The sequence below is a fragment of the Shewanella oncorhynchi genome (assembly GCF_012584455.1).
Lineage (GTDB): Bacteria > Pseudomonadota > Gammaproteobacteria > Enterobacterales > Shewanellaceae > Shewanella > Shewanella oncorhynchi.
Genome location: NZ_JABAEB010000011.1, coordinates 26,836 through 49,084 on the forward strand (window position 1 = coordinate 26,836; position 22,249 = coordinate 49,084).

The window sequence follows — 22,249 nt, forward strand, 5'->3', positions numbered from 1 at the left end:
GCCCTTTTTTATTCAGTTTTGTTTTTAAGCAGGAATACTCTCATGAAAAATTATGTACAAGATGGCAAGACCATCAGCTTTACGCCCACCGCCGCAGTTGCCAGTGGTGAAGCGGTATTACTGGCCACATTGTTAGTTGTGGCGATTGGCGCCATTGCCGCAGATACCGAAGGTACAGGTGTAACTGAAGGCGTGTTTGAACTCCCTAAAAAATCCACAGATGTGCTAGCAGTTGGCGCAGCCGTGTATTGGGACGACACCGCTAATGAAATCACATCACTCGCCACGGGCAATACCTTAGCTGGCAAAGTATGGGCTGCTGCGGCAAATCCATCAACGTCGGTCTGGGTGAAGATCAATGCCTAACGTTGGCAACCACTTTGCCGAACGTGTGCGGGGTAAAATGGTGCGGCTGTTTCAGCGTTTGGCTGATCCGTGCCTTTTTACCCCAAGCGATGGTTCTGCGCCATTTACTCGTCTTGTGAGTTTGGATGATAACGGCGCTGAAATTGCGGCCTCGTCTAATGAATATGTCCCCGAGCTAATCAGTCGTGCCGAGTTTTTACAATCCGAAGGGGCGGTAAATTCTGGTGATGAGTTTGCGATAGGTGAGGGTATGAGCGTCCAGCAAGGACGGCTCACCCAAAGGGTAAGCATGGATTCAGTCAGTGTAACCTTTATCTATATTCCGCTTGAGGCCTAGCCAATGGCACGCATAAAGATTGAAGGCATGGAGGCGGTAACAAAGGAACTTAACCGCATTCGTGATGCACAAGCGCCAGCGATTAATCGGGCAATTGAGGACGCAGTTAAGTTTGGTAAAAAGGCAGCGGTTGACGGCATTTTTAACAAATACGGTTTTAACTCAAAAAGCTATGTTGAAAAGTTGTTTAGCTACAGTATCGACCCTAGCAATCTTAAAGGTTATATCAGCGCAAGATATCGCCCAAGCACCTTAACTCGCTTTGCTCGTCCATTGTATCGCACGGGTAAAAACGGCCGATCTAGAACGAACGGGCACATGATCAGCCCAATACGTAATGAGCCACATTGGTTTAAAGGCACATTTACCTTTATTGGTAAAAATCGCAATTTTTTAATGTATCAGCGTTTGCCCGGGCAAACGTGGCGCACATTTAAACAAGCCAAAGCGGCAGGTAATACATCTATGTATGGCCCTTCAGTTGCGGGTAGTTTTGGTTCAATACAAAAGGATATTGAGCCACCAATTATTAAGCATCTACGCGAACGCTACGGCCACCACGCTAGCAGTTAACTAAGAGGCAACTCCATGATCCAAGCAATCTTAGACCGTCTCGGGCTGGTTGACGGCGCAACTGTACGTGAAGGTTTTTATGTGCAGTCCATTGCCAAAGAAAGCAAGTTCATCTTTTTGCAGCCGTATACCGATGCCTTTGATGCTAAAAATGGCATCGATAAATACAAGGATGATCTGGTGCTGCAAGTGGTTGCTGGCGTAAAACTCGCTAAAAATCCGCAACCAACCAGTGAGCTAATCAACCTCGTGCGCGCTATCCGAAGTGCATTCTATAAAGATGAACGCTTCCCTGAAAAACCTAGCTGGTTGCCCTCGGTGATCAGCTTTAAAGAGACAGAACCCTGCAAGTACATCATGCCCGAAGCCCATGAAGAACACGGCCTAGCGGTGTTCACCTTATCCCTTGTTAATACCATTAAATTTGGAGACTCACTATGAGTGAAATAGTAACCGAAAGTTACATCGGCTCAGCGATCGTCTATATCGATGGCCGTGACTGTGGCAACGTGAGCGGCGTAAAACTCGCTATCGAGCAAGAAACCAAATCCTTGCCCAACTACCGTGGTGGCGGTGGTTATGCCGATGAAGTAACGTTGATTAAATCCGTAAAATTAAGTGCTACCTTTTACGATTTTAACAACGAAAACTTAGCGTTAGCTATGCGTGGTAAGATTGATGTATTAACTGCAACGCCCGTCGCAGATGAAGAAATTATTGCTGTGCTCGATGGCTTAGCGCAAACCGCAAAAATGATTGATACCAGTATCGCCCCTGTTGTTAAAAATGAAGCGGGGGATGTGACTTATGTACTTGATGAAGATTATGTTGTCAGTGCCGCAGGTATCCGCGCGTTATCTACTGGCGCCATTACAGCAGGCCAAACATTAACCATTGGCTACACCAGCCAAGCGGGTAATGCGTTGCAGGCATTAACGGAATCTGGCAAAACGGTCAGTGTGGTCGTTGACGGTATTAACGACTCAACCGGCAAACCGTGGATGCTGAAGTTTTATAAGTGGAAGCCCACACCCACATCAGGCTTAGACTTGATCGGTACCGATTACGGTAGCTTCGATATTGAAGGTGCTGTACTCGCTGACAGCTCAATCGTTGCCACGGGTAAGTCTAAGTTCTTCGTCCGTAGTGCTGCATAAGTCGAAAGATTTTCCCCTATAGCCCACTGCATGTGATCCATGTGTTGTGGGCTTTTTTATTTTGGTTTGTTAATTCCTATCAATCGGTGATGCCATGAGTTTTAAAGATCAAGAAGTGAATTTAATTATTCAAGGCAAAGATCTGTTTTCTGCTGAGGCCAAAAAATCTGAGCAAGCGTTGCAGGAGTTGGGGCGCGAAAGCGAAAAGCTCAATGAGCAACTTGATGATTTAAAACGCCAGCAAGAGGCTATTAAGGCGATTGATTCGCTTACTGAGTCTATCAATAAGGGTGAACGTGCCTATGTTGATAACGCCCAAGCGCTCGATAAGTTAAAGCAAGAGCAGAAGCAGGCTAATACTGAGGCAAAAAACCTTGAGAAATCGCAGCAAGATGCGGCTGCCTCAACCTCTAAGCTTGAAACTGAATACAGCCAAACTGCGGCGCAGTTGGCTAGCTATGATAGCCAACTTGCTTCCGCTCGCGCCGAAGTTGAGCGTTTAACCACGACTCAAAATAAAGGTGCACAGGCCAGCCAAGCACAAGCAAAGGCATTATCCGCGGCTAAAACCGATTTGCAGCAGCTTGAAGCGGCGCAAAAAAATACCGCCACCAGTGCGACCACGTTGGCAAACGAGCTTGAGCAAGAACGTAGCGAATTAACGCGCTTAGGTACCGAAGTTGAAAAGGCTGGCCGTAATAAAGCCGAATATGCACTTAAAGTTAAAACGGCCAGCAATGAACTAACTAACCTTGGCAGAAGCCTTGGCAGCAATAAAGCGCAATTAGATAAACAGCAAGCTGTGCTGAATAAAGCCGGCATTGATATGGGTAAGCTGGGCGATGCCAGCCAAGAATTAAAAACCAAACAAGCTGGCGCAGAAGCCGCGCTTAAAGGGGTTAACGATAAATTAGCGCAGCACGATAGGTTATTGGTTGAGTCAAAAAACTCGGCCAAGGTCGCCAACGCGCAAACTGACCTCACCACCAAGGCGGTGAGCACGCTGGCTAAGGCTTATGCGGTATTGCTGTCGGCACAGCAGGCGGTGCAAACGGTAAAAAGTGGCGTTGAAAACTACGGTGAGTTAGAAGCCGCGATTACTAAGGTTGAAAAAACCACCAACCTTGCCCGTGATACTGTGGTGAAAATGGCCGATGAGCTTAAAAACCTCAGCGAAAACGTCACCCCTACCAGCACGAATGAGCTGCTGCGCATGGCGGAAGTGGCGGGCCAGTTAGGCACTAAATCGACTGAAGATATTCTCAGCTTGGTGGCTGCGGCTGATGCGTTGGGGTTATCAACCAACTTAGCCGGCGATGAAGCGGCAACCATGCTGGCCAGAATTTTAGGGATGACTCAAGAAGGTATCCCTGAGATCCACAATTTATCCTCGGCTGTGGTAGCGCTTGGTAACGACTTTGCGATTACCGAAGCTGATATTGTGCAGATGACCAAAGAGATAGTTTCTGGTACCCGCGAAATTAACTTGGGCAGCGCTGCGGCTGCGGCGTTTGGTACTACGCTGGCAGAGTTAGGCCAACCAGCTGAACGTTCGCGAACGGCTATGCAACGCCTTGGCGCTGAGATTAACGAAGCGAGCAAAAAAGGCGGCGATTCACTTGAGCGATTAACTAAGATTACTGGGCTAACTGCTAAGCAGATTGAGCAAGATCTCGGTGATGCGCCTGAAAAGGTATTGGTTAAATTCCTTGAGGGCTTACAAAAGGTTAAGGCCGAAGGCGGATTAGTCTCTGATGCCCTTAAATCTATGGGCATTGATGGCACTGAGGCGACAGGCGTTCTCAGTGTATTAGCGGATGGTACAGATCGTCTAAAAGTTGCATTAGAGCTAAGTAATAAAGCCTATGCTGCTGGCGATTACCATATGAAGGAAGCGATTAAAGCTTATGCTGATCAAGAGTCAGCAATCGGTCGCTTACAAAACAAATTCCACGGTTTAACCACTGAAATAGGTGAGACTTTTTCTGCCGAAGTTGATAGCTCTATCCGAGGAACGGGTCGTGCTATTGATAGTGTTCGTGAGTATGTTGTTAAGTTGGCAGAATATTTACCTGAACTGATAGGTGGTTTTAGGGATGTATTAGAGGCGGCTAATAATTTTACCAGTTTATTCACGGACGGTGCGTTTGATGTTGTCCTGCGTAAAATTGATGAAATGTCATTAAATGCTAATTATCTTACCTCTGTTTTTAATACTCTCACTTTGGGTTTGCAAGGGACTACTTATGCAGCCTTATCTCTGGCTGAAAATATCGAATCTTTGGCTGGGATTGACACCACAAATTTGCAGAAAAAAATCGCCGATATTGGCGTGCAAATGTCGAAAACTAAGGAATCAATTAGCAAAGATGTTAAGGACATTGAGGAAACCAATAAGCGCTTAGCGGGCGAGTCATCCATTGCCTATAAAAGCTTTAATGACACTATGGATAAGTATGGGTTTGCGATGAGCAGGCTTAGTGCTGAACAGCAAAAGCAAATCCGCAGCATCATTGAGACCAATAAATACAATGCTGAACAAGAAGACTTATATCGTAAATTAACCAATGCGATAGTTCGTGCTAATAACGAACTTGAGGTCGAAGCTAGCCTTAAAGTTACCTCGGCGAATGCCAGTAATAATAAAGCAGAAGCTGACAAGAAGGCGGCTGAGGCTGCTAGTGCGCTTGCCGTTAGTCAGTCAAAGGTGAATACCTCTACAGATCAGTATTCTGTCACAGTGAAGGAGGCAATGGCTCGGCAAGCTGAACTAAATCAGCTGCACGATAAAGGGCTTATTTCAACAGAAACATTGAATAACATGACCAAACTGCTCAATGCATCGGTCAAGGATTACAACGTAGAGGTTGATAAAAGTAATGTTAAAGCCGTCACTCAAACGGAATTAACGTCGGCATTTATCACTAAGCGTAAAGAGCTCCAAGCGCAGTACGAAAAGGGTTTGCTGACCGAAAAAGAACTGAATATTTCACTGCAAGAGTTAGCGGCATCACATACTAAAGCCGTTGAGCAGTCGAATAAATCCATTGCCGCGACAGGGTTGTTGTCTGATGCACAGCTAGACTTGCAAGAAAAAATATTAAGGACCGAGAAAGAGGTTCGTGATCTTGAAGCGGCTTTAAAAGATGACAGTAAGGCCTCGGCTGAACTCACCCTTATAAAAGCTAAGTTGGCAAAGGAAGAAGCCAACCTTGCTGATCTGAAGCGCGAGTCTGTTGAGCTATCCAAGATAGAGAACGCGACCTATGTTGAACTGTTGATATTGCAGCGTGACTATGAAGCGCAGCTTGAAGCATTGGATCGAAATTTCAGGGCGGGTTTATTAACTAAGCAAGAGTACGATGCTCAATCACAAATACTCAAAGGGACGTTGAGTGAAGTCAATAAAGTGGTGGGTGAAAGCAGTAAAAAGACAGATGAAAATACCGAGGCAACGAAGGAAAACACTAAGGCCACTAAGGATAATACTGCCGCTGGTATTGAAAATGCTAAAGTTATCGCGGAACAATTAAGTACGATTGATGACTTTAGGGGAAGTGCTGCCGCCACTCGTGATGTGATTGTTTCGCTTAATACCGAATACGATTACTCAAATGCCACTATCCAAGCAATGACCGAAAGGTTAGCGCAATTGGATAATCAAATAGCGGGTGCTGACCAAAAACGCGAACGACGTGAAATCAATAATGCCATTCGGATGCGTGATTGGGTCACTCAAATCGAGAGTGGATCACTCAGCTTGCAAGAGCTAGGTGAACTTGCTGATCTCGCTAATAACTCTGTTGTAAGGCTTTCTGACAATCAGCTTGTTCCGCTCAATAAAGCAATCGATGAAGCCCGTTCACGCTTTAGAGAATTGGCCGATGAAATCAATAAAACCACAATGGATATTCAAGATCGGCTCGATACCGCTTTGGGTAACCAGAAGGATATTGCTGAGCGTAAGTTTGCTAGTGAGCTAAAGGAAGTGAACGATTTAATCACCACAGCTCAAGCATACGGTGATAGTCAGCTCATCAATAAACTGCAAAAAAGTCTTAGTGATCTTAAGCAGGCACAAGACTTAGAACGTAAGGCCCTGCAGGCCCAGCAAGCAACCGATAAGCAAAGCGCTGCCGAGGCGAAGAAGCAAGCCGACGCTAGTGCTGCGACTGCTAAGGCCGCGGCTCAAACTCAAGCAACCGCTACCGTTAACACGCAAGTCAACACCCAAACCAGCACGCAATCTGTGGCTAACACTTCAGATATGCAAGTGCTGCAACTGCAGGTTGGCAATAGCACCTTTAATGCCCAAATGAAGCGTAGCCTCGTCACCGAATTGATGAACGAGATCAAACGTCTGCAATCTGTTGGCGGTTAGCCAATCCTGTTATTCGCCCCATTTAATCAAAGGTCCTTATGACAACCATCGATGAGAACGATATCGCGGTGGATTTGCTGTGGCTAAACCGCGACAACACGCCCCGCGTTGCGGCCAACATGAAGCGCGCCTTAAACGGTGCGCCATTGGTGCAGCAAACCATTATCCCAGCCGGTATTGCCATGGAGTTAGGCACCAAATCTGGATGGATGCTGCGCACTGAGTTTGAACAATTAAAAGCCCATGCCGCCATTACGTTAACCGCCTTCACGTTGGCCTATGAAGGCACCAGTTATAACGTGGTTTGGGATAACACTGCAGGCTCGCCTATAACGGGTGAGGATTTATTTGACGAAGTTGGCGGGTTTGAAAAGCTCACTAACGTGGTTCTTAAGTTTCTGACTTTATAGGCCGTTTATGACTATTTCCCGTTTAGATTTAAAAGTATTTAAGCCTGAGCAATTGGGCTCAAGCGATGATGCGGGTGGACAACGTACCAAGCTGGCGGTGGAGTCTGGCAAGCTAAACGAACTATTTCGCGCCATTTCAGACATAGATCACGCGCAATCAGCGGTTGATATTGTGAAGTGTTACCCTGCACTCAATACCCCTGATACATCGATTTTGCTCGATGGTCATGTGTTTATCAGCCAAAAGCCCACCGATGATCTGGTCAGTTTATTGATCGCCGAAGCCGCTACGCTTGATGATGCCGACCGCATGACCGATATGGTTGAGATTCTGGAATCATCCGTTCGTGCTGGCCAGTTGATCCGCAATCGACTGATTGGGCTACTTGCTGGTCAGGATACATTTCCTCGGCCATATTTGCAGAGCATATATCAATTCAATGGCGTTGATTTTTATGAAAATATAACACTTGTGCAAGGCCAGACCGTTGTTATATCTGTGGAGTACCCAGGTGCCGAGAATGCGCTATATCCTCGATTCGAACATTTTTGCCAAATTCAAAAAACAGTTACTGGTGGTACTGGTGGATTGGTGCAATTTAAACCTGCAATACCGTTTGATACACCTAACTACGATATAACAATCAATGGTGAGTCAGGTTGCACCAAATTACGTTATACATCTGAAAACGATGGGATCAAATATCATGGTGTCACTCAATTAACTGCAGCAGCAACCACTGAGGTTTTGGCTGTCGAGTCAACTCAAGTCGAGCTATTACCGAAGGTAAAAACGATTTCAGTGAGTGCAGGTAATGCACTTGATGGTGTGTCTGATTCGCATGGTGGTACAGTGGGTGGCATTAGCAGCCTGCCTTCAATGTATTATAAAACGGTATCGCTACCATCCGTTTCAGGGCAAAGCACGTATATTTTTGAATTACCTGATTTATTGATATCAAACTGGTTCAACGATAATGGTATTCAAAATGTGAAATATACTGGTGCATGGTCTCAAAATGCCAGTGTCACTGTTACAGGTACGACTGTCACCGTTATATTCACGGGGTATACCCCGCCAGTTGGTTACAGTATTGGTATCAATTACATAAGTGATGACAAATACGACATTTACTACACCCCCGCATCATTCCCAGCGAATAGAGTCATGGTCGATAATCGACTGTATGGTGAAGTTACATTTTTAAATCCAACCTACGGTAAAAGCGCCATTAAAATGGGGCAAGGTAAATCTGGTGTCAACGCATCACTGGTCGAGCCCAATGGCAATATTATTGCTCAGATTGACGCTACTACAGGTGTGCTTACTAAAAACCCTGATTTCAGAGGCGATTTCACTTACACCTATAACTGTATGTTGGTTGAAACAGTACCAGGTGAAGTAACCCCGCCAGGCGATTTAACAGTTGAGTTTATTCTCAAATCGAATGAGCCGATTCTCGACACATTTTATCTTACCGTGTCTACCACTGCAGAAACTGTGCTTAGCGCCAGTGCTGATAGCAATGGTGTTGTATCTGGTTCAGGCGTTAGTGGGACAATCAACAATGGGACTGTATCGCTCACCTTTACTCAGCGCGTGTATTTAAGCACGCTGCGCTATGACATTAGTGAGACCGTCACGCTATCACCGCCACCCGAACTATACGGGCTTAATCCACTGCGGATTAAAAACGGCGGTGTGGTGAATGCGTTTACTGCGTGGAACACCGTATCTGTACAGCATACTGAATTGCAAGTGGTAAGCAGTCCCGCGCCAGCCCAAACCTACAACGCTCGCGCTAATGCGCGCTTTGTCGATATTACCGATGCTGAGGGTAAATCACTTTGGACGCTGACTAATACCCATTACACATGGGTTAAAGCAACAGGTGTTGTCACTATCAATAGCGATTTTACGGGCTTTACTGCGCCATTCATTCTCACCGATACCATTGGCGAAATTGCGCTAGTGACAGACGTACAAGCACAGGCGCTAATACTGGCATCGCCATTAAGCCAAACTTATCCAATCGGTGCCAATGTATCGAGTGTGCAAAATTTGGGTGACTTACAGGCCCGTATCGGCACGGTACGGGATATGAGTGCGTGGGCTAACAATTGGGACCTCGATGGCGCACCCGCCACTGGCAACATGAATACTGTTGATTTCCCAATCGAGGTCCGTAACGACACTGCAGTAAATGAGGACTGGGTGTTGATTTTCACCTCAGCAACCGCATTCCGTTGTGTTGGTCGTCGCCTTGGTCAAATTGCCACGGGCGATACGCTGAATGATTTTGCCCCCGTCAACCCGCTAACCCTGCAGCCTTACTTCATTATTCGTTCCGGCGCATTTGGTGGTGGCTGGCAAGCAGGCGAGGCCATTCGTTTTATGAGTTATGCCGCGAGTAAACCCGTCATGTTATTGCGCACAGTGCAAAGCGGTCACAGTCAAATCACCACAGACCGCGCAGTGCTTGCGTTCCGTGGCAACGAATCTTAATGGGGGTATGTAATGGGATTACCAGTAACTGTTTATCGTTGGGATGATGCGGGTGCACCTGTCATATCTTCCAGCGGTAAACCATCTGAAATGATTAATGTTCTAAAAAAATGTTTAGTAGATGGTTATGGTACAAAATCACCCCTAGGGTGGAGTGTTGCTTTCGAAGATGCGGCGTCCTTCAAAATAGCGTTTAGAAATTCCACGGCACAAGGTAGTGGTGGTTATTTTTCAATTCGGTCTGTTACTGGTGCTGATACAGCGAACGGTGTAATGCGAATGCAGTCTGCACAAGCTATGACTGATATCGACACATTTGTAAAATCTATATATTTTGCATCTACAAAACTAGATACTGTTAACACAAAGTGGATTGTCATAGGTACTAGCCGTGGTTTTTATGTGGTTTTTGGTAGAAATAACATATCTACGTATTTACTTGGCACCAATGTAGAGCCGATGTTTTTTGTTGGTGACATAGACACACTGATAACAAATGATGTAGATGCGTTTAAATTAATAATGTCTCCTTATGCATCTGGGGACGTTACTGCGACTGGTTATAACTACAGTATGACGTACATGTTTGGCAGTGCAGTTTCAACTTGTGCACTTTTTTATAACACAGATGGTAGCGCTGGTTCACAACTATATCGTTGGCGTATGCCTTATGACGTCATTAACACCGTTAGTGCATTAACATCCCCCACCACTAAATTTTTAAGCCAAGTAATTATAGAAAGTAACAATCCAATATCACTTGATTCCGCAGGTACAATACAACATTGCAGTTTGAAAATGCCTAGTGTAAGGGGTGTTATGCCGGGAATGCTAATGGCAAACGCTAACGCAGATTCATCCCTGAGTTGGCCTAATTTTGAGTTGTTAAACGGTGTTTCACACTTGAAAATGCGGTGTGTGAACAATAATCAAATGTGCATAAATGCGGTTTCTTGGTATGAGTAAAATCAATAATGCAGTGTTTGCTAGAGGTATCCACTACGTTGGTTTATTGGTTGTCGATCTCGATGCCGATGCTGAACTAATGTTTGTCACAGATCGTACAAATTGTGAATTATTGCTGGTCTGTCAACGTTCACCAACGGGCATAGTTAAAAAAATATTACCAATAGGGTTTACTCTAGTAAATAGGTTAATTGTGACGATTGTCGATAAAGATATGGTGTACGGTGCCAAATGTGTCGATGGTGTTATGCTAGAACAGGCTGATGCTAACACTGTGGATATGAGCCAATGACAGCAATCGTGGTAAGGTTTGACACACCTTTTTCGAATGCAGTTAGCCCAATAACAATCAGGTTTATTGACACACCCATTGTTGTTGATAATTCATTTGGTATCGAGTGTGGATTCAGTTGGTTTACGCTCGATGCTGTTGAACAATCATTATTGTTGGCTGAGTTTTCAAATGATATCGAATCTAAAATTGAATCACCGTGGGAAAACTACAACGCGGATGAGATTAAATTTGATGCAGTATGGTTATCCAATATTGCAAACGATTCAGTTTTATCAATCAATTGGTTATGCAATCTAGGTACCCAAACAAACACTAGCGTTAATTGGTCGCTGCCAATCGATCACCAAATCACATTAAGCGTTAACTGGGTTGTGCCTGATGAGCATCAAATACAATCCTTAATAAACTGGCTAGATATTGCCGCGCACCAGTTGCACACTGTGGTCGCATGGATAGATGGTCAAGAACAAGAAAGCTCGTTGATGATTCAGTACCGTGGCATTGTGGTCTATGATGAAAAGTCGATTAAATGGGGCTTCCACGAACCGCGCTGGGTTTGCTCTACCAAGTACCGCCCACCTGTTGGCAAGGTCACGCTTCGATTCAATGAGCCATTATCTACACAATCAAACCCTATTGTCTTACGGTTCACGGCCTCACCGAACTATTGCTACTGGGACGATGGCGGCGGCCTCATCGATGGCAACCCGACATTACCCAATATCGATTTTAAAATCCCGATTGAACCACAAATCCGCAGGTACTACTTAATGCAGCCAACGATCACATGCGTGCGAGTATCAGACAGTTTACCGATTGTGATTACCAGTGTGAGCATTAGCCAAAGCCGTGGACAGTGGGCAAGGTCGGTTAGCCTTGAGTTCTCAAGCCGTATCGATGCGCAGCGCGCCCACAATGAGCTATTGCTGATCACCATCAACGGTTATGAGTTTTATGCCATTGCCGAGCAGCCTAGCGCCAGCAAAGCCTTTGGTATTGAAACTCACAGCAGCACAGGCCGTTCACGTGCCGCAGAACTGTCATCGCCTTACCTTTTGCCAATCAGCTACACCAACACCGTCTTGCGCAGCCTTGGCGGTATTATCGGTGATCTATTGCAAAACACTGGCTGGACTGCAGAGCTAAGCGGGATACCAGATTTTAGCGTCCCTGCAGGCGCGTTCAGCGTGGGTAACAAGTCACCTATCGACGCGATTAACGAAGCAGCAAGCCAACTGGGCTGCATGATCTTAGCGGATGATGCCACCCGTAAATTAACTATCATTCCGCGCTGGCCAACCGTGCCGTGGGAAATGGCAACAGCGGTACCCGACCTAACAGTGCACGATGCCGTGATCACCAATTACAGCGAGTCAGTCTTCCGCAATCCGTTGTGTGATGTGGTGTGGCTGCGGGGTGAACAACAGGGGATTAGCGCTAAGGTGAAACGCACCGGCAGCGCGGGCAATATTCCTACCGCTGATATTAGTGCTCAGTTGATCGTCGATAACCAAGCGGCGCGCATCGCTGGCACCAATGCGCTGGCAGATACAGGCGATAAGCTGAACGTCACGCTATCCTTGCCCGTTATGGTTGATTTGCCACCCGCAACGCCTGGCATGTTGATTGGTATTCGTGAAGGCGCCGAAGTCTTTAAAGGAACGTGTGACAGTTGGAGCATCCGCGCCAGCGTCAGTGATCGCGGTGATATCGATATCGAACAATCCATTACAGTTATCCGCTCAATCGCGTAACCCTGCTAACAGCCAGCGAGGCATCATGCTTAAACAACTTCAAACAGCGTTAGTATTGCCACGGATGATCATGACAGTAGCTGCCGTAAACGCCGATGGCACAGTCACCGCCAGCAGTGCCAGCGGTCACACTATCCGCGCCATTGGCTCAGGAACGGTTGGGGATCATATCTATGTACAAGACGGCAGGGTGCTAGGGACTGCACCAGATTTGCCATTTGTAGAGATAGAGGTTTAAGGCACTCCACCTATCTGACCTCAAAAACGACAATACAGAAGTATAAATACCTCTGTATTGTCGTTGTGTTGCTTACGTCACTAAAGTTTTTTAGTAGTCAGGCTGTTGACCACTTCCCCAATTCCATGTGCATTTTTGGGTAGTATCACGTTTGATTCTCAAGAAATGTTTTCCTGAAAGATGGACTTCTGCAATGTTGTTAGACCAAGTAACATTACTGGGTTCAAAGCAGCGATATGGCATAGGTTCAGGCGTTAAGGATTGTTGATACAACGTCACTTCAATATACTGTTTATCCAGCAACCCTGAGAGTGACTCTTTGATAAATTGTCCTACATCAATGTTGTTTACGATGTATTTATTAGGCTGGACAATCTGATCCAGTCCTAAAATTTTAGTATCACTATTCTGAACAGATAATAATGTCTGTGTAATGACTTTAGTTACACCAATTGAGATTATATATTCTGCTATTTTATCAATAGTCAACATTTCTAATGGTCCAAGGAATGGGCCAAAGTTGCTATCAACATCAACAGATTTAGTGGCAGAAAACTGCGGGTTGTCAATTACACCAGTAATCAAATTATAATCACCAGACACAACGATATTACTCATGTTAAGTTTTGCTTTTACATCCAGATACCAACTTTTTTCTGCCTTGGCGACAATATTGAGATTTGGGATGGTGACTTTTACTTCTATACCACCATTACTTTTACCAGTCAGCTTGAATTTAATTGGGGCTGAATAAGTTGCCTGAACACTTCTTAAATGAATGCTAGCTTTTTCAACTATTTTGCTTATTTCAGGTATTAATCTAGTTGTGGTTTCTTGCTGAAGTTTGAGATAGATATTGTTTATGTCGAAGTGCGTGATGTTTAATTTGTTACTCACGACACTGCCATTGATAACGATGGGAGATGTATAGTTTGCATTTCCTGCAATACTCAGATCATAATTTTTTGAAATTATTTCAGCATCCCATTTGTATTCTTCAGAATTAACAGAAAAAGTACTTAGACATAGTGAAGCTATTAAAACCGATAAACTTTTTTTCATAATTACACCTTCTAATATCCATATTATTGACGTAAGCGAAATGAGCGTACTACACAAGCATTGTTTGTACAATGATGCTTTTATGTGAATTTATTAATTCACCTTAGTTGAACTCTAGACTTATTTTACCGTTGTTAGTTCTAATTGGTGGATGTATCTAATTAAATTCAATAAATTACGGATGTAAAAATTTTGATGGTTATCCCACGTCTTTGACTTTCATGGTTGTCATTCAAAAGTTGTAATTTAACACGTATAAAAAGATGTCTTTATAAATGTAAGAACAAGATAAGATTTATCAAAAAATCAGGAACTATATAATACCGTTAGCTCTCTGTATCCGTTAGAGATATGGATATTCACATGTAACCATGTTTCGTGTACATCATCAGGTTAATCAGTATTTAGAACTAAAGGTTGAAATTTCATTTTAACTTTTTAGTTTTAATTTAGTTTATTAAAATTCTTCCTAATTAAAACTAGTTCAAGTCCTTATCATGCAACCGCTTAGGGAATAGCTCGGTATACACCTGCCACAGAGTATTAACATTCCTATGCCCTGTCACCTGCGCCACTTCATCAATGCTATAGCCCTTCTCAAACAACCGGCTTGCACCTTCACGCCTTAGGTCGTGATAGCGTAAATCTTCAATTCCCAATTCGTTACGCACCCGCTGAAACCCTGCAGTAACACTGCGCTCGTTGTAGGGGAAAACCCGCGCATCATTCCTCGGCTGCTTTTGCAGTATCTCCCAGGCACCACCTAACAGCGGTACCAACATGTGGTTGCCTGCTTTTTTACGCGGGTCCTTACGGTCACGAACAATCACGGCCTTTTGTGCCTCATCTACATCGTCCCATGTTATCCGGCACACTTCACCAATACGCATGCAACTCAGTATCGAGAAATCGAGCAAATCAATATAAGGGATGTGTGCAGCCCGTTGATCTGCTCTTGCAGCTAATCCAACTTTTAACCTCTCAATCTCATCCGTAGTCGGTCTGCGCGAACGCTTCCCCGATTTAGCGATCAAGTCTTGGCTATACAGTGCATCGTAAGCCTCAATAACCGAAATTTGTGAAACCTCATGCCCAAAATTTGATTTAGCGATTCGTAGCAGCCATCGGATCACGCTTACATCAACTGCAATAGTAGATGGCCCAGTGCCTGCGCTGCGTCGCAATTTACAGTGATCGATGATGTGGTGCGGCTTAATATCAGTCAGATTCAATTTAGCAATATCGCAATCAGATAACAGCCTTAAACAAAAACGCTTCGAACGACCAATGCTGCTGTCGATATTTTCATCTGTCAGGGCTTTGTTGATGATGCTGCCCAATGTAACAGGAGCCGTATCCTCAGTAGCAAACCCGTTTGACTCAATATCAATCACCCGATCTTTACCCCATGCCTCGGCAGCGGCATATTTGGTAAAGGTACGTTGCTCCGTGTATAATATTTTGCCGTTTTTCTTTACACGAACTAGGCAGCGATGCCGCACAGTGCCGTCGGCTTTTTCGCGTTTTTGAATGCTATATGATGCCATGTTTTTGGTTCCCCGAACCCTTCAGTCCAATCCATTGTGGATCACTATAGGTTCCCCGAGCAATGCAAAACATGCAAAAACGTACAAAAATTAGCAAAAATATTAACTTTTCGGATTGCAATGAATTTAGATAAAACCCAGCAACACCAAGGTTTAGCGCCTAAAACCCTCGATAGAACCTTTTCCATTGCGCCCATGTTGGATTGGACGGACCGTCATTATCGTTATTTTGCACGTTTGATGTCGGCTAATGCTTTGTTGTATACGGAAATGGTGACAACAGGAGCGATATTGCATGGTCGTGGTGATTACTTGGCATATAACCAAGAAGAACATCCTTTGGCGTTGCAGTTAGGTGGCTCTAATCCCTTAGATTTGGCTCGTTGCGCTAAACTCGCTGCTGAGCGAGGCTACGATGAAGTTAACCTCAATGTGGGTTGTCCTTCCGATCGAGTGCAGAATGGTCGCTTTGGCGCGTGTTTGATGGCAGAACCTGAGTTAGTGGCTGAGTGTGTTGACGCCATGAAACAAGTCGTTGATATTCCTGTGACTGTGAAAACGCGTATCGGAATTGATGAACAAGATAGTTATGCGTTTTTAACCCAGTTTATTGATGTGGTCAGTGCAAAAGGGTGTACGGATTTTACTATCCATGCGCGTAAGGCGTGGCTTCAAGGGTTAAGCCCAAAAGAGAATCGCGAGATCCCGCCGCTCGATTATGAGCGTGTGTATCAACTTAAGCGTGATTATCCTGCACTTAATATTGGTATTAATGGCGGCGTAACAACTCTCGAGCAAGCACAAGTTCATTTAGTGCAGCTCGATGGAGTAATGATGGGGCGCGAGGCTTATCAGAATCCTTATATTCTGGCGCAGGTGGATCAAATATTGTGTGGCAGTCAAAAAGCAGTGATCAGCCGCGAGGCAGTGATTGAGGCTATGCTGCCTTATATTGAAGCGCATTTGCAGTTTGGTGGCCGGCTCAATCATGTAACTCGTCATATGATAGGTTTATTTCAAGGTTTACCAGGTGCCCGCGCTTGGCGTCGTTATTTGAGTGAAAATGCCCATAAAAACGGCGCTGGGATAGAAGTGGTAAAACATGCTTTTCAGAGTATTCAAACTGAAGTCACTGAGTGATTTCTAATCAACTTAAAAGATGGTGAAATTTACTAGTTTGAGTAGTATTTTTCACCACTTGTTATTTACCTATTCATTTCCATATCTCATTCCGTTCACTTAAAATACTTTAAAATGATTATAATCATGATGTTAAAAATATTATTATAAGTTGGCACGCAGTTTGTAATAGTCCCTTCGTCAAGTTAATTAATCGAAAGGGATGCCATCATGTTTATGTTAACCATTAAAAAATCAGTACAAATGAGTGTGTTATTAGGCGCGTTAGTCGGTAGCGTTGCAGCACACGCAGAAGCCGCACCAATATCAGATGTTGTGGGAACTATTGAGCAAACATTAACTGCGCAGACACAAGAATTGTTCGTCAGTGTAAAGCGTGAATTTGTGATGTCATTGCAAACACAACTGGCTGAAAGTATTTATGACTTCAACAGTCAACTTAGCTTAAACGCTGAAAATAAAGGTGAATCGGCAGGTGTCGATGAATATAGCGCTAAGTAAAGGATCTGCTTATGTGGTTTGTAGCACCTTTGATGACATTGCTACTGTTACCTGTAATTAGTCTTGCGTTGTTTTCAGGCATTATTTGCTGGTTTCAGTGGCATAGTGTTAGTGATAAATAAGTTCGCGATCAACTGAGCCGAGGTTTTAGATGAAACGATTAAAAGTGCGTATGGAGAGTCCAGAGCGGTTAGTGTGTGGTGTTGCTGCAGGCATGGCGTGGAAATTTGATTGGTCTTGTTTTTGGACTCGTGCGGTGTGGGCTGGTGCAGTTGTATTTATGCCGGGTGTAAGTTTGCTAATTTACTTTGTTTTAGCATTGTTAGTTGACCAATGGAAAAAACCAGCCTAAGCATGCAGTGATGGCTGGTGTTGATGAGCTAATAAGTGGCTTGTTTTGATTTAAAATGATGCAGTTAAACCTATCAAGAAGAGGGCACTTTGACCCTCATGCGAAAATGTATGTGCATACTGCCTTGCAGACTACTTTTTCAAAAAAGCCTGAAATCTGCTTTTGGCTTCATCACTTTTTAGCCTAGCGCTAAATTGTTCAAGTTCTTGGTGCATTTGGTGTTGTACACGATTTTTATGCGGACGCATTAATTGACGTGTGATTTGTAGTGCTTGTGGCGGTTGATTGGCCAATTTTTTTGCCTGAGATAATGCATAACTGAGTAAATCTTCATGGGCCACAATTTCGTTGATCATATTGAGTCTATGGGCCGTCTCGGCATTAAAACTTTCACCAAGTAGCAGTAACTCTGCCGCTTTTTGATAACCAATGAGTTCAGGTAAGAGTAGGCTAGCCCCCGCTTCCGGCACGAGAGCCAAGTTGACGAAGGGAAGTTGAAATTTCGCCGTGTTGTCAGCGTATACCAGATCGCAATGTAGCAGTACGGTTGTCCCTATACCGACGGCGGCACCAGAAACAGCAGCCACCAGAGGTTTTTTGAGTTCGAGCAGACAAAATAAGAAACGTACTGCGGGATGATTTGGCCCTAAGTCACTATTTTTCAAAAAGTCAGCAACATCATTGCCTGAGGTGAAACAATTATCTTGGCCATGGAGCATAAAGGCACGAATGTCGTTGTCTGCTTCACCTTCGATCAGGTATTCTGTCAGTTGTTTATACATATTAAGATCAAGTGCATTGCGTTTATCAGGGCGATTAAAGCTAATAATACGCACGCCCTGATCATCCTGAACCTGTATATGACTCATGGGTTGTTTCCTTTACGACGACATTGGGTAGACATGGAGTTTAAGACATTGAAACCAATATTCAAACAGCTGTTTAATTGTCTAGTTTTATCTTGTGCATCATTTTCAGCGTTGGCGAACGTAGTCATGACTGAAGGTCATATACGCGCCATGCCTGAGACAGTACCAAATACTGCCGCTTACTTTACGCTTGAAAACCACACAGATAAAGCGATTCGTCTTATCGGTGTCAGTACGACTGTGGCAAAGGATGCCCAATTACACACGATTATCGAAGACCAAGGCATGGTGAAGATGCGCCATGTTGAAGGTTTTGACATCCCCTCCCATGGCACATTAACGTTAACGCCGTCAGGGGATCACGTCATGTTGCTTGGCTTAAAAGCACCATTGGTGTTAGAGCAACAAGTTGAACTGCAATTAGAGTTTGACGGTGGCGAGAAAATGGCAATTACCCTGCCTGTTAGTAAAGCAGTAGAAAACGCCGCAGAGCAAGAGCATCATCACCATCATTAAGGAGTCGCTTGATGCAAATTACATGGAAAAAAGTTACCGGGGTCGGTTTATTTTTAGTATTAATCGGTTATGGCGTGAGTGTATGGTGGAGTATCGAACCGGATCCGATTAGCCCTCAACAATTAACAGCATCCAATAAGAATATTGTTGGGTACGCTACCACTACATCGCTAATCCTCACAGTCGAAAATTTACTCGATAAGCAAGGTGGTTGGTTATCAAACGATGTGATGCCACCTTCCATCTTCATGGATAACATGCCCGCATTTGAATATGGTGCTTTGGAGCAAGCCCGTGATTTAGCCTTGATTATGCGTAAAGAGTTTAGCCGCTCACAGTCACAATCTGCAGCGGACAAAGATTTAGGCGAAGCCCAATCTAAGCTCAATATTGACCACACTAGCTGGTTAGTACCGAGTGCCGAAAGCGAATATCGCGATGCAATCAAATTGCTGAAGCTTTACCGTGCCCGCATGATGGACCCTAATAATCAAGATGCACAGTTTTATGCCCGTGCTGACAACCTTAATGAATGGTTGAAAGAAGTGCAGAAACGTCTGGGCAGTATGTCGCAGCGTTTATCTGCCAGCGTTGGCCAAGAGCGCTTAAATACAGACCTAGCTGGTGACAATTCGGCGCGTCAATCAACCCCAAATTTGACCAGCCATCAGGTAAAAACCAGTTGGTGGAAAATTGATGATGTCTTCTATGAGAGCCGTGGTGCTTCATGGGCGTTGTTGAACTTTATGCGCGCAGTTGAAGTTGACTTTGCTGACGTATTGAGGAAGAAAAATGCTGAAGTAAGCCTAAGACAGATCATTCGTGAGCTGGAGGCGACTCAGCAAACTGTCTGGAGCCCTGTTGTGCTGAATGGCAGCGGTTTTGGCTTAGTCGCTAATCATTCATTGGTTATGGCTAACTATGTATCCCGTGCGAATGCCGCGGTGATTGATTTAACGAACTTGCTATCTCAAGGTTAATTATGAAAAAAACTCTCCTCGCCAGTGCGGTATTAGGATTCTGTATGGCCACATCTGCCCAAGCGGCAACTGTGGTTGGTTTTACGATTGGTGGTGATTACTGGCGCGCCGATACTAGCGGTACTTTTGCTGATAAAGGTCAACCACAACAAACATTTGATTACAGTTCATCTGCTCAAGGCAGTTATTGGATTGCAGTTGAGCACCCATTGCCATTTGTCCCTAACATTAAAATCCGTGAAAATAGCCTAGATCAGAAAGGCGGCATGTCGGATGCTGATTTCAACTTCAATGGTCATGATTTTAAAGGTAATGTTACTGCTTATACTGATTTGAGCAACACAGACTTCGTGCTGTATTACGAAATATTGGACAACGACATAGTGTCATTGGACCTTGGTGCAGCATACAAGTTAATGAATGGTTCACTGCGTGTTCAAGACCCTGGCCATCCAGAAGAGAAAGATGTCGATAGCGGTATTGTGATGGGTTACGCCAGTACGCATGTAGGTATGCCTGGCTTAGGCTTGTACGGTTTTGCTGATTTGATGCAGGGCGTTAATGAGTCAAGCGTGCACGACTATGCTATTGGTTTAGGTTGGCAATTTGATGGTTTGGCCGTCGATACACGGGTACGTGTAGGCTACCGTGAATTTTTATTCGATGTGAGTAATTTCTCGGGTGTGAGTGCTGATACTAAATTTAAAGGTTATTTTGCGGGTGTTGAAATCAACTTCTAATTTTGTTGATTTTAACTTCTAAGCATAAAAAAACCGCCAAATGGCGGTTTTTTTATATTTAATGACTGAGAGCGTTGTTACTGTGCAATCAAGCCATTATTGATGGCGATAACATCATCTTCATTCAATGTGCCCGCAGCTTGCTTTAGTGCAACTACTGAGTTGATGTAGCTATAGCGCGCATCGGATAATTTACGTTTTGAGTCGTACAAGTCACGGGTACGGTTCAAAACATCAACGATAGTACGAGTACCCACTTCGAAACCCGCTTGAGTGGCTTTTAGGGCACTTTCTGATGAAATAACAGATTGCTCATAAGCTTTGATTGAGCTGATAGAAGCGCCTACGTTGTTGTAGTTATTACGAACGTTTTTCACTACACCACGGTAAATTTGCTCAAGCTTTTCACTTGCTTCAACATACTGGAATTGTGCTTCATTAACTTGTGAGCTGACTTTAAAACCTTCGAAAATCGGAATGCTTAAGTTGACACCAACGCTGACATTATCAAAATCAGGTTCGTTGAGATTCCCCATTTTTTGCTCAAGACCTTTGTTGTAACCGGCATTTAAGCTTAAAGACGGCATGTGGCCTGCTTGATAAAGCTTAATGGTCTCTTGAGCAATATCTTTACCAATACGTTGAGTCATTAAATCAACACTATTGGTTTCAGCAATTTTTAACCATTCGCTAGATGACGTTGGCGCTGGCGTAACGGCTGAGAAACGGTTGGTATCTAACACATTAATCGTCTTGTGATCGATGCCGGTGATTTCACGTAAGGCTTCATAACTATTGGCGAGCGTGTTTTCGGCTAAAATTTCAGTGGCTGAGGCTAAGTCATATTGCGCTTGAGCTTCATGCACATCGGTAATCGCGGTTAAACCCACTGCGAAACGTTGTTTAGTTTGTTCAAGTTGACGCTCGATTGCGCGTTTTTCTGCACCTTGGAACTCGTAGTTGTCTTTCGCCGTTAATACATCGAAATAGGCTTTAGTGATACGAGTAATCAAGTTTTGTAATGCTGAAGCATAAGCGGAATCAGCTTGAGAAGCGGCTTTCTCAGCAAGACTTAAACCAACCCAAGCACTGTGATCATAGATGACTTGATTTAATTTCAGGCTACCTACTAGACCACTTGCATCATCCTTCGGATCATTCCAAGCTTTGTCATAACCGACGTTTGCACTAATGGTTGGCAACAGCGGAGCGCGGTTTTGTTCGATTTTCTCAAACAAACCATTACGCTGGGCTTGGGCTTGCAATACGAGCGGGTCGCTGGTCAGTGCTTGCTGATAAATTTGCAACAAATCATCTGCTTGCACCGCTGAAGCGGAAGCCGCAAGTGTTAATGCTGCGCATAAATTATGGATCTTAAATTTCATTTGCTGTCCTTATTAGACAAAATCCCCCCACGGAGGAATATTTTAACTTCGTTTAGACTAAGTAATGCCTTTACCAAGGCGGTTTGCGCTTCCCGACGCTTCCCGATACAGCTAAAACTTAATGACCTAGAGTCTAAGAACTCTGACACTTTCAAGTCAAATTCGAAGTGTAAC

The 22,249-nt window shown here is 44.3% G+C and carries 22 protein-coding genes; 18 read left to right on the forward strand and 4 right to left on the reverse strand.

Annotation, left to right across the window (positions count from 1 at the left end):
* Positions 1–42 precede the first annotated feature (42 nt).
* The 12 genes from HGO26_RS16810 (at position 43) to HGO26_RS16865 (ending at position 12,983) form a co-directional block, all read left to right on the forward strand.
* Entirely contained in the window at positions 43–366 is a 324-nt protein-coding gene (locus HGO26_RS16810) for a DUF2190 family protein (RefSeq protein WP_012196684.1), read from the forward strand.
* Positions 359–703, forward strand: coding sequence for a hypothetical protein (locus tag HGO26_RS16815; RefSeq protein WP_168826642.1), 345 nt, complete (start codon positions 359–361; stop codon positions 701–703). The genes HGO26_RS16810 and HGO26_RS16815 overlap by 8 nt, the downstream gene beginning before the upstream one ends.
* 3 nt (positions 704–706) lie before the next feature.
* Positions 707–1,276 carry a hypothetical protein gene (locus HGO26_RS16820; RefSeq protein ID WP_168826643.1) on the forward strand — a complete coding sequence of 190 codons (570 nt, stop codon included), beginning with the start codon at positions 707–709 and terminating at the stop codon, positions 1,274–1,276.
* A gap of 15 nt (positions 1,277–1,291) precedes the next feature.
* Positions 1,292–1,717, forward strand: coding sequence for a hypothetical protein (locus tag HGO26_RS16825; RefSeq protein WP_168826645.1), 426 nt, complete (start codon positions 1,292–1,294; stop codon positions 1,715–1,717).
* Positions 1,714–2,433, forward strand: a complete 720-nt coding sequence (locus HGO26_RS16830; RefSeq protein WP_106649474.1) for a phage tail tube protein — start codon at positions 1,714–1,716, stop codon at positions 2,431–2,433. The genes HGO26_RS16825 and HGO26_RS16830 overlap by 4 nt, the downstream gene beginning before the upstream one ends.
* A gap of 94 nt (positions 2,434–2,527) precedes the next feature.
* A complete protein-coding gene (locus tag HGO26_RS16835) occupies positions 2,528–6,814 on the forward strand; it encodes a phage tail tape measure protein (RefSeq protein ID WP_168826647.1) in 4,287 nt (1,428 codons plus the stop codon).
* 38 nt (positions 6,815–6,852) lie between these two features.
* On the forward strand, positions 6,853–7,224 hold the full coding sequence (locus tag HGO26_RS16840) for a hypothetical protein (RefSeq protein WP_012196693.1): 372 nt from the start codon (positions 6,853–6,855) through the stop codon (positions 7,222–7,224).
* A 7-nt stretch (positions 7,225–7,231) separates the two neighbouring features.
* Positions 7,232–9,730, forward strand: a complete 2,499-nt coding sequence (locus HGO26_RS16845; protein WP_168826649.1) for a hypothetical protein — start codon at positions 7,232–7,234, stop codon at positions 9,728–9,730.
* A gap of 12 nt (positions 9,731–9,742) precedes the next feature.
* On the forward strand, positions 9,743–10,696 hold the full coding sequence (locus HGO26_RS16850) for a hypothetical protein (RefSeq protein WP_168826651.1): 954 nt from the start codon (positions 9,743–9,745) through the stop codon (positions 10,694–10,696).
* Positions 10,689–10,988 (forward strand): hypothetical protein, encoded by a 300-nt coding sequence (locus tag HGO26_RS16855; protein WP_168826653.1) that lies wholly within the window; start codon positions 10,689–10,691, stop codon positions 10,986–10,988. Before HGO26_RS16850 ends, HGO26_RS16855 begins: the two co-directional genes overlap by 8 nt.
* Positions 10,985–12,745 carry a hypothetical protein gene (locus HGO26_RS16860; RefSeq protein WP_168826655.1) on the forward strand — a complete coding sequence of 587 codons (1,761 nt, stop codon included), beginning with the start codon at positions 10,985–10,987 and terminating at the stop codon, positions 12,743–12,745. The genes HGO26_RS16855 and HGO26_RS16860 overlap by 4 nt, the downstream gene beginning before the upstream one ends.
* Before the next feature lie 25 nt (positions 12,746–12,770).
* Positions 12,771–12,983 (forward strand): hypothetical protein, encoded by a 213-nt coding sequence (locus tag HGO26_RS16865; protein ID WP_011847761.1) that lies wholly within the window; start codon positions 12,771–12,773, stop codon positions 12,981–12,983.
* Between the two features lie 90 nt (positions 12,984–13,073).
* Here HGO26_RS16865 and HGO26_RS16870 read toward each other — a convergent pair whose 3' ends face one another.
* Both HGO26_RS16870 and HGO26_RS16875 read right to left on the reverse strand, forming a co-directional pair.
* Positions 13,074–14,045, reverse strand: coding sequence for a hypothetical protein (locus HGO26_RS16870; RefSeq protein WP_105251462.1), 972 nt, complete (start codon positions 14,043–14,045; stop codon positions 13,074–13,076).
* Between the two features lie 479 nt (positions 14,046–14,524).
* A complete protein-coding gene (locus tag HGO26_RS16875) occupies positions 14,525–15,592 on the reverse strand; it encodes a tyrosine-type recombinase/integrase (protein ID WP_168826656.1) in 1,068 nt (355 codons plus the stop codon).
* A gap of 120 nt (positions 15,593–15,712) precedes the next feature.
* On the opposite strand from HGO26_RS16875, the gene dusA reads away from it, so the two are divergent.
* The 3 genes from dusA to HGO26_RS16890 all read left to right on the forward strand — a co-directional run bounded on the left by dusA (position 15,713) and on the right by HGO26_RS16890 (position 17,585).
* Positions 15,713–16,732, forward strand: a complete 1,020-nt coding sequence (gene dusA, locus HGO26_RS16880) for a tRNA dihydrouridine(20/20a) synthase DusA (protein WP_168826657.1) — start codon at positions 15,713–15,715, stop codon at positions 16,730–16,732.
* A gap of 210 nt (positions 16,733–16,942) precedes the next feature.
* A complete protein-coding gene (locus HGO26_RS16885) occupies positions 16,943–17,233 on the forward strand; it encodes a hypothetical protein (protein WP_168826658.1) in 291 nt (96 codons plus the stop codon).
* 151 nt (positions 17,234–17,384) lie between these two features.
* Positions 17,385–17,585 carry a PspC domain-containing protein gene (locus tag HGO26_RS16890; RefSeq protein ID WP_113941528.1) on the forward strand — a complete coding sequence of 67 codons (201 nt, stop codon included), beginning with the start codon at positions 17,385–17,387 and terminating at the stop codon, positions 17,583–17,585.
* 131 nt (positions 17,586–17,716) lie between these two features.
* On the opposite strand, the gene HGO26_RS16895 is transcribed toward HGO26_RS16890, so the two are convergent.
* Complete coding sequence (locus HGO26_RS16895; RefSeq protein ID WP_028761866.1) at positions 17,717–18,454, reverse strand: enoyl-CoA hydratase; 738 nt, start codon at positions 18,452–18,454, stop codon at positions 17,717–17,719.
* A gap of 33 nt (positions 18,455–18,487) precedes the next feature.
* Here HGO26_RS16895 and HGO26_RS16900 point away from each other — a divergent pair, with 33 nt between their 5' ends.
* From HGO26_RS16900 to HGO26_RS16910, 3 genes are read left to right on the forward strand one after another with little or no spacing between them, the layout of a single operon-like run.
* On the forward strand, positions 18,488–18,970 hold the full coding sequence (locus HGO26_RS16900) for a copper chaperone PCu(A)C (protein ID WP_113941529.1): 483 nt from the start codon (positions 18,488–18,490) through the stop codon (positions 18,968–18,970).
* An 11-nt stretch (positions 18,971–18,981) separates the two neighbouring features.
* Positions 18,982–19,950, forward strand: a complete 969-nt coding sequence (locus HGO26_RS16905) for a DUF2333 family protein (protein WP_168826659.1) — start codon at positions 18,982–18,984, stop codon at positions 19,948–19,950.
* A gap of 2 nt (positions 19,951–19,952) precedes the next feature.
* Positions 19,953–20,690, forward strand: coding sequence for a TIGR04219 family outer membrane beta-barrel protein (locus tag HGO26_RS16910; RefSeq protein ID WP_168826660.1), 738 nt, complete (start codon positions 19,953–19,955; stop codon positions 20,688–20,690).
* A 77-nt stretch (positions 20,691–20,767) separates the two neighbouring features.
* On the opposite strand, the gene tolC is transcribed toward HGO26_RS16910, so the two are convergent.
* Positions 20,768–22,075: an outer membrane channel protein TolC gene (gene tolC, locus HGO26_RS16915; RefSeq protein WP_105251469.1), complete on the reverse strand. Its 1,308-nt coding sequence runs from the start codon at positions 22,073–22,075 to the stop codon at positions 20,768–20,770.
* Positions 22,076–22,249 lie beyond the last annotated feature (174 nt).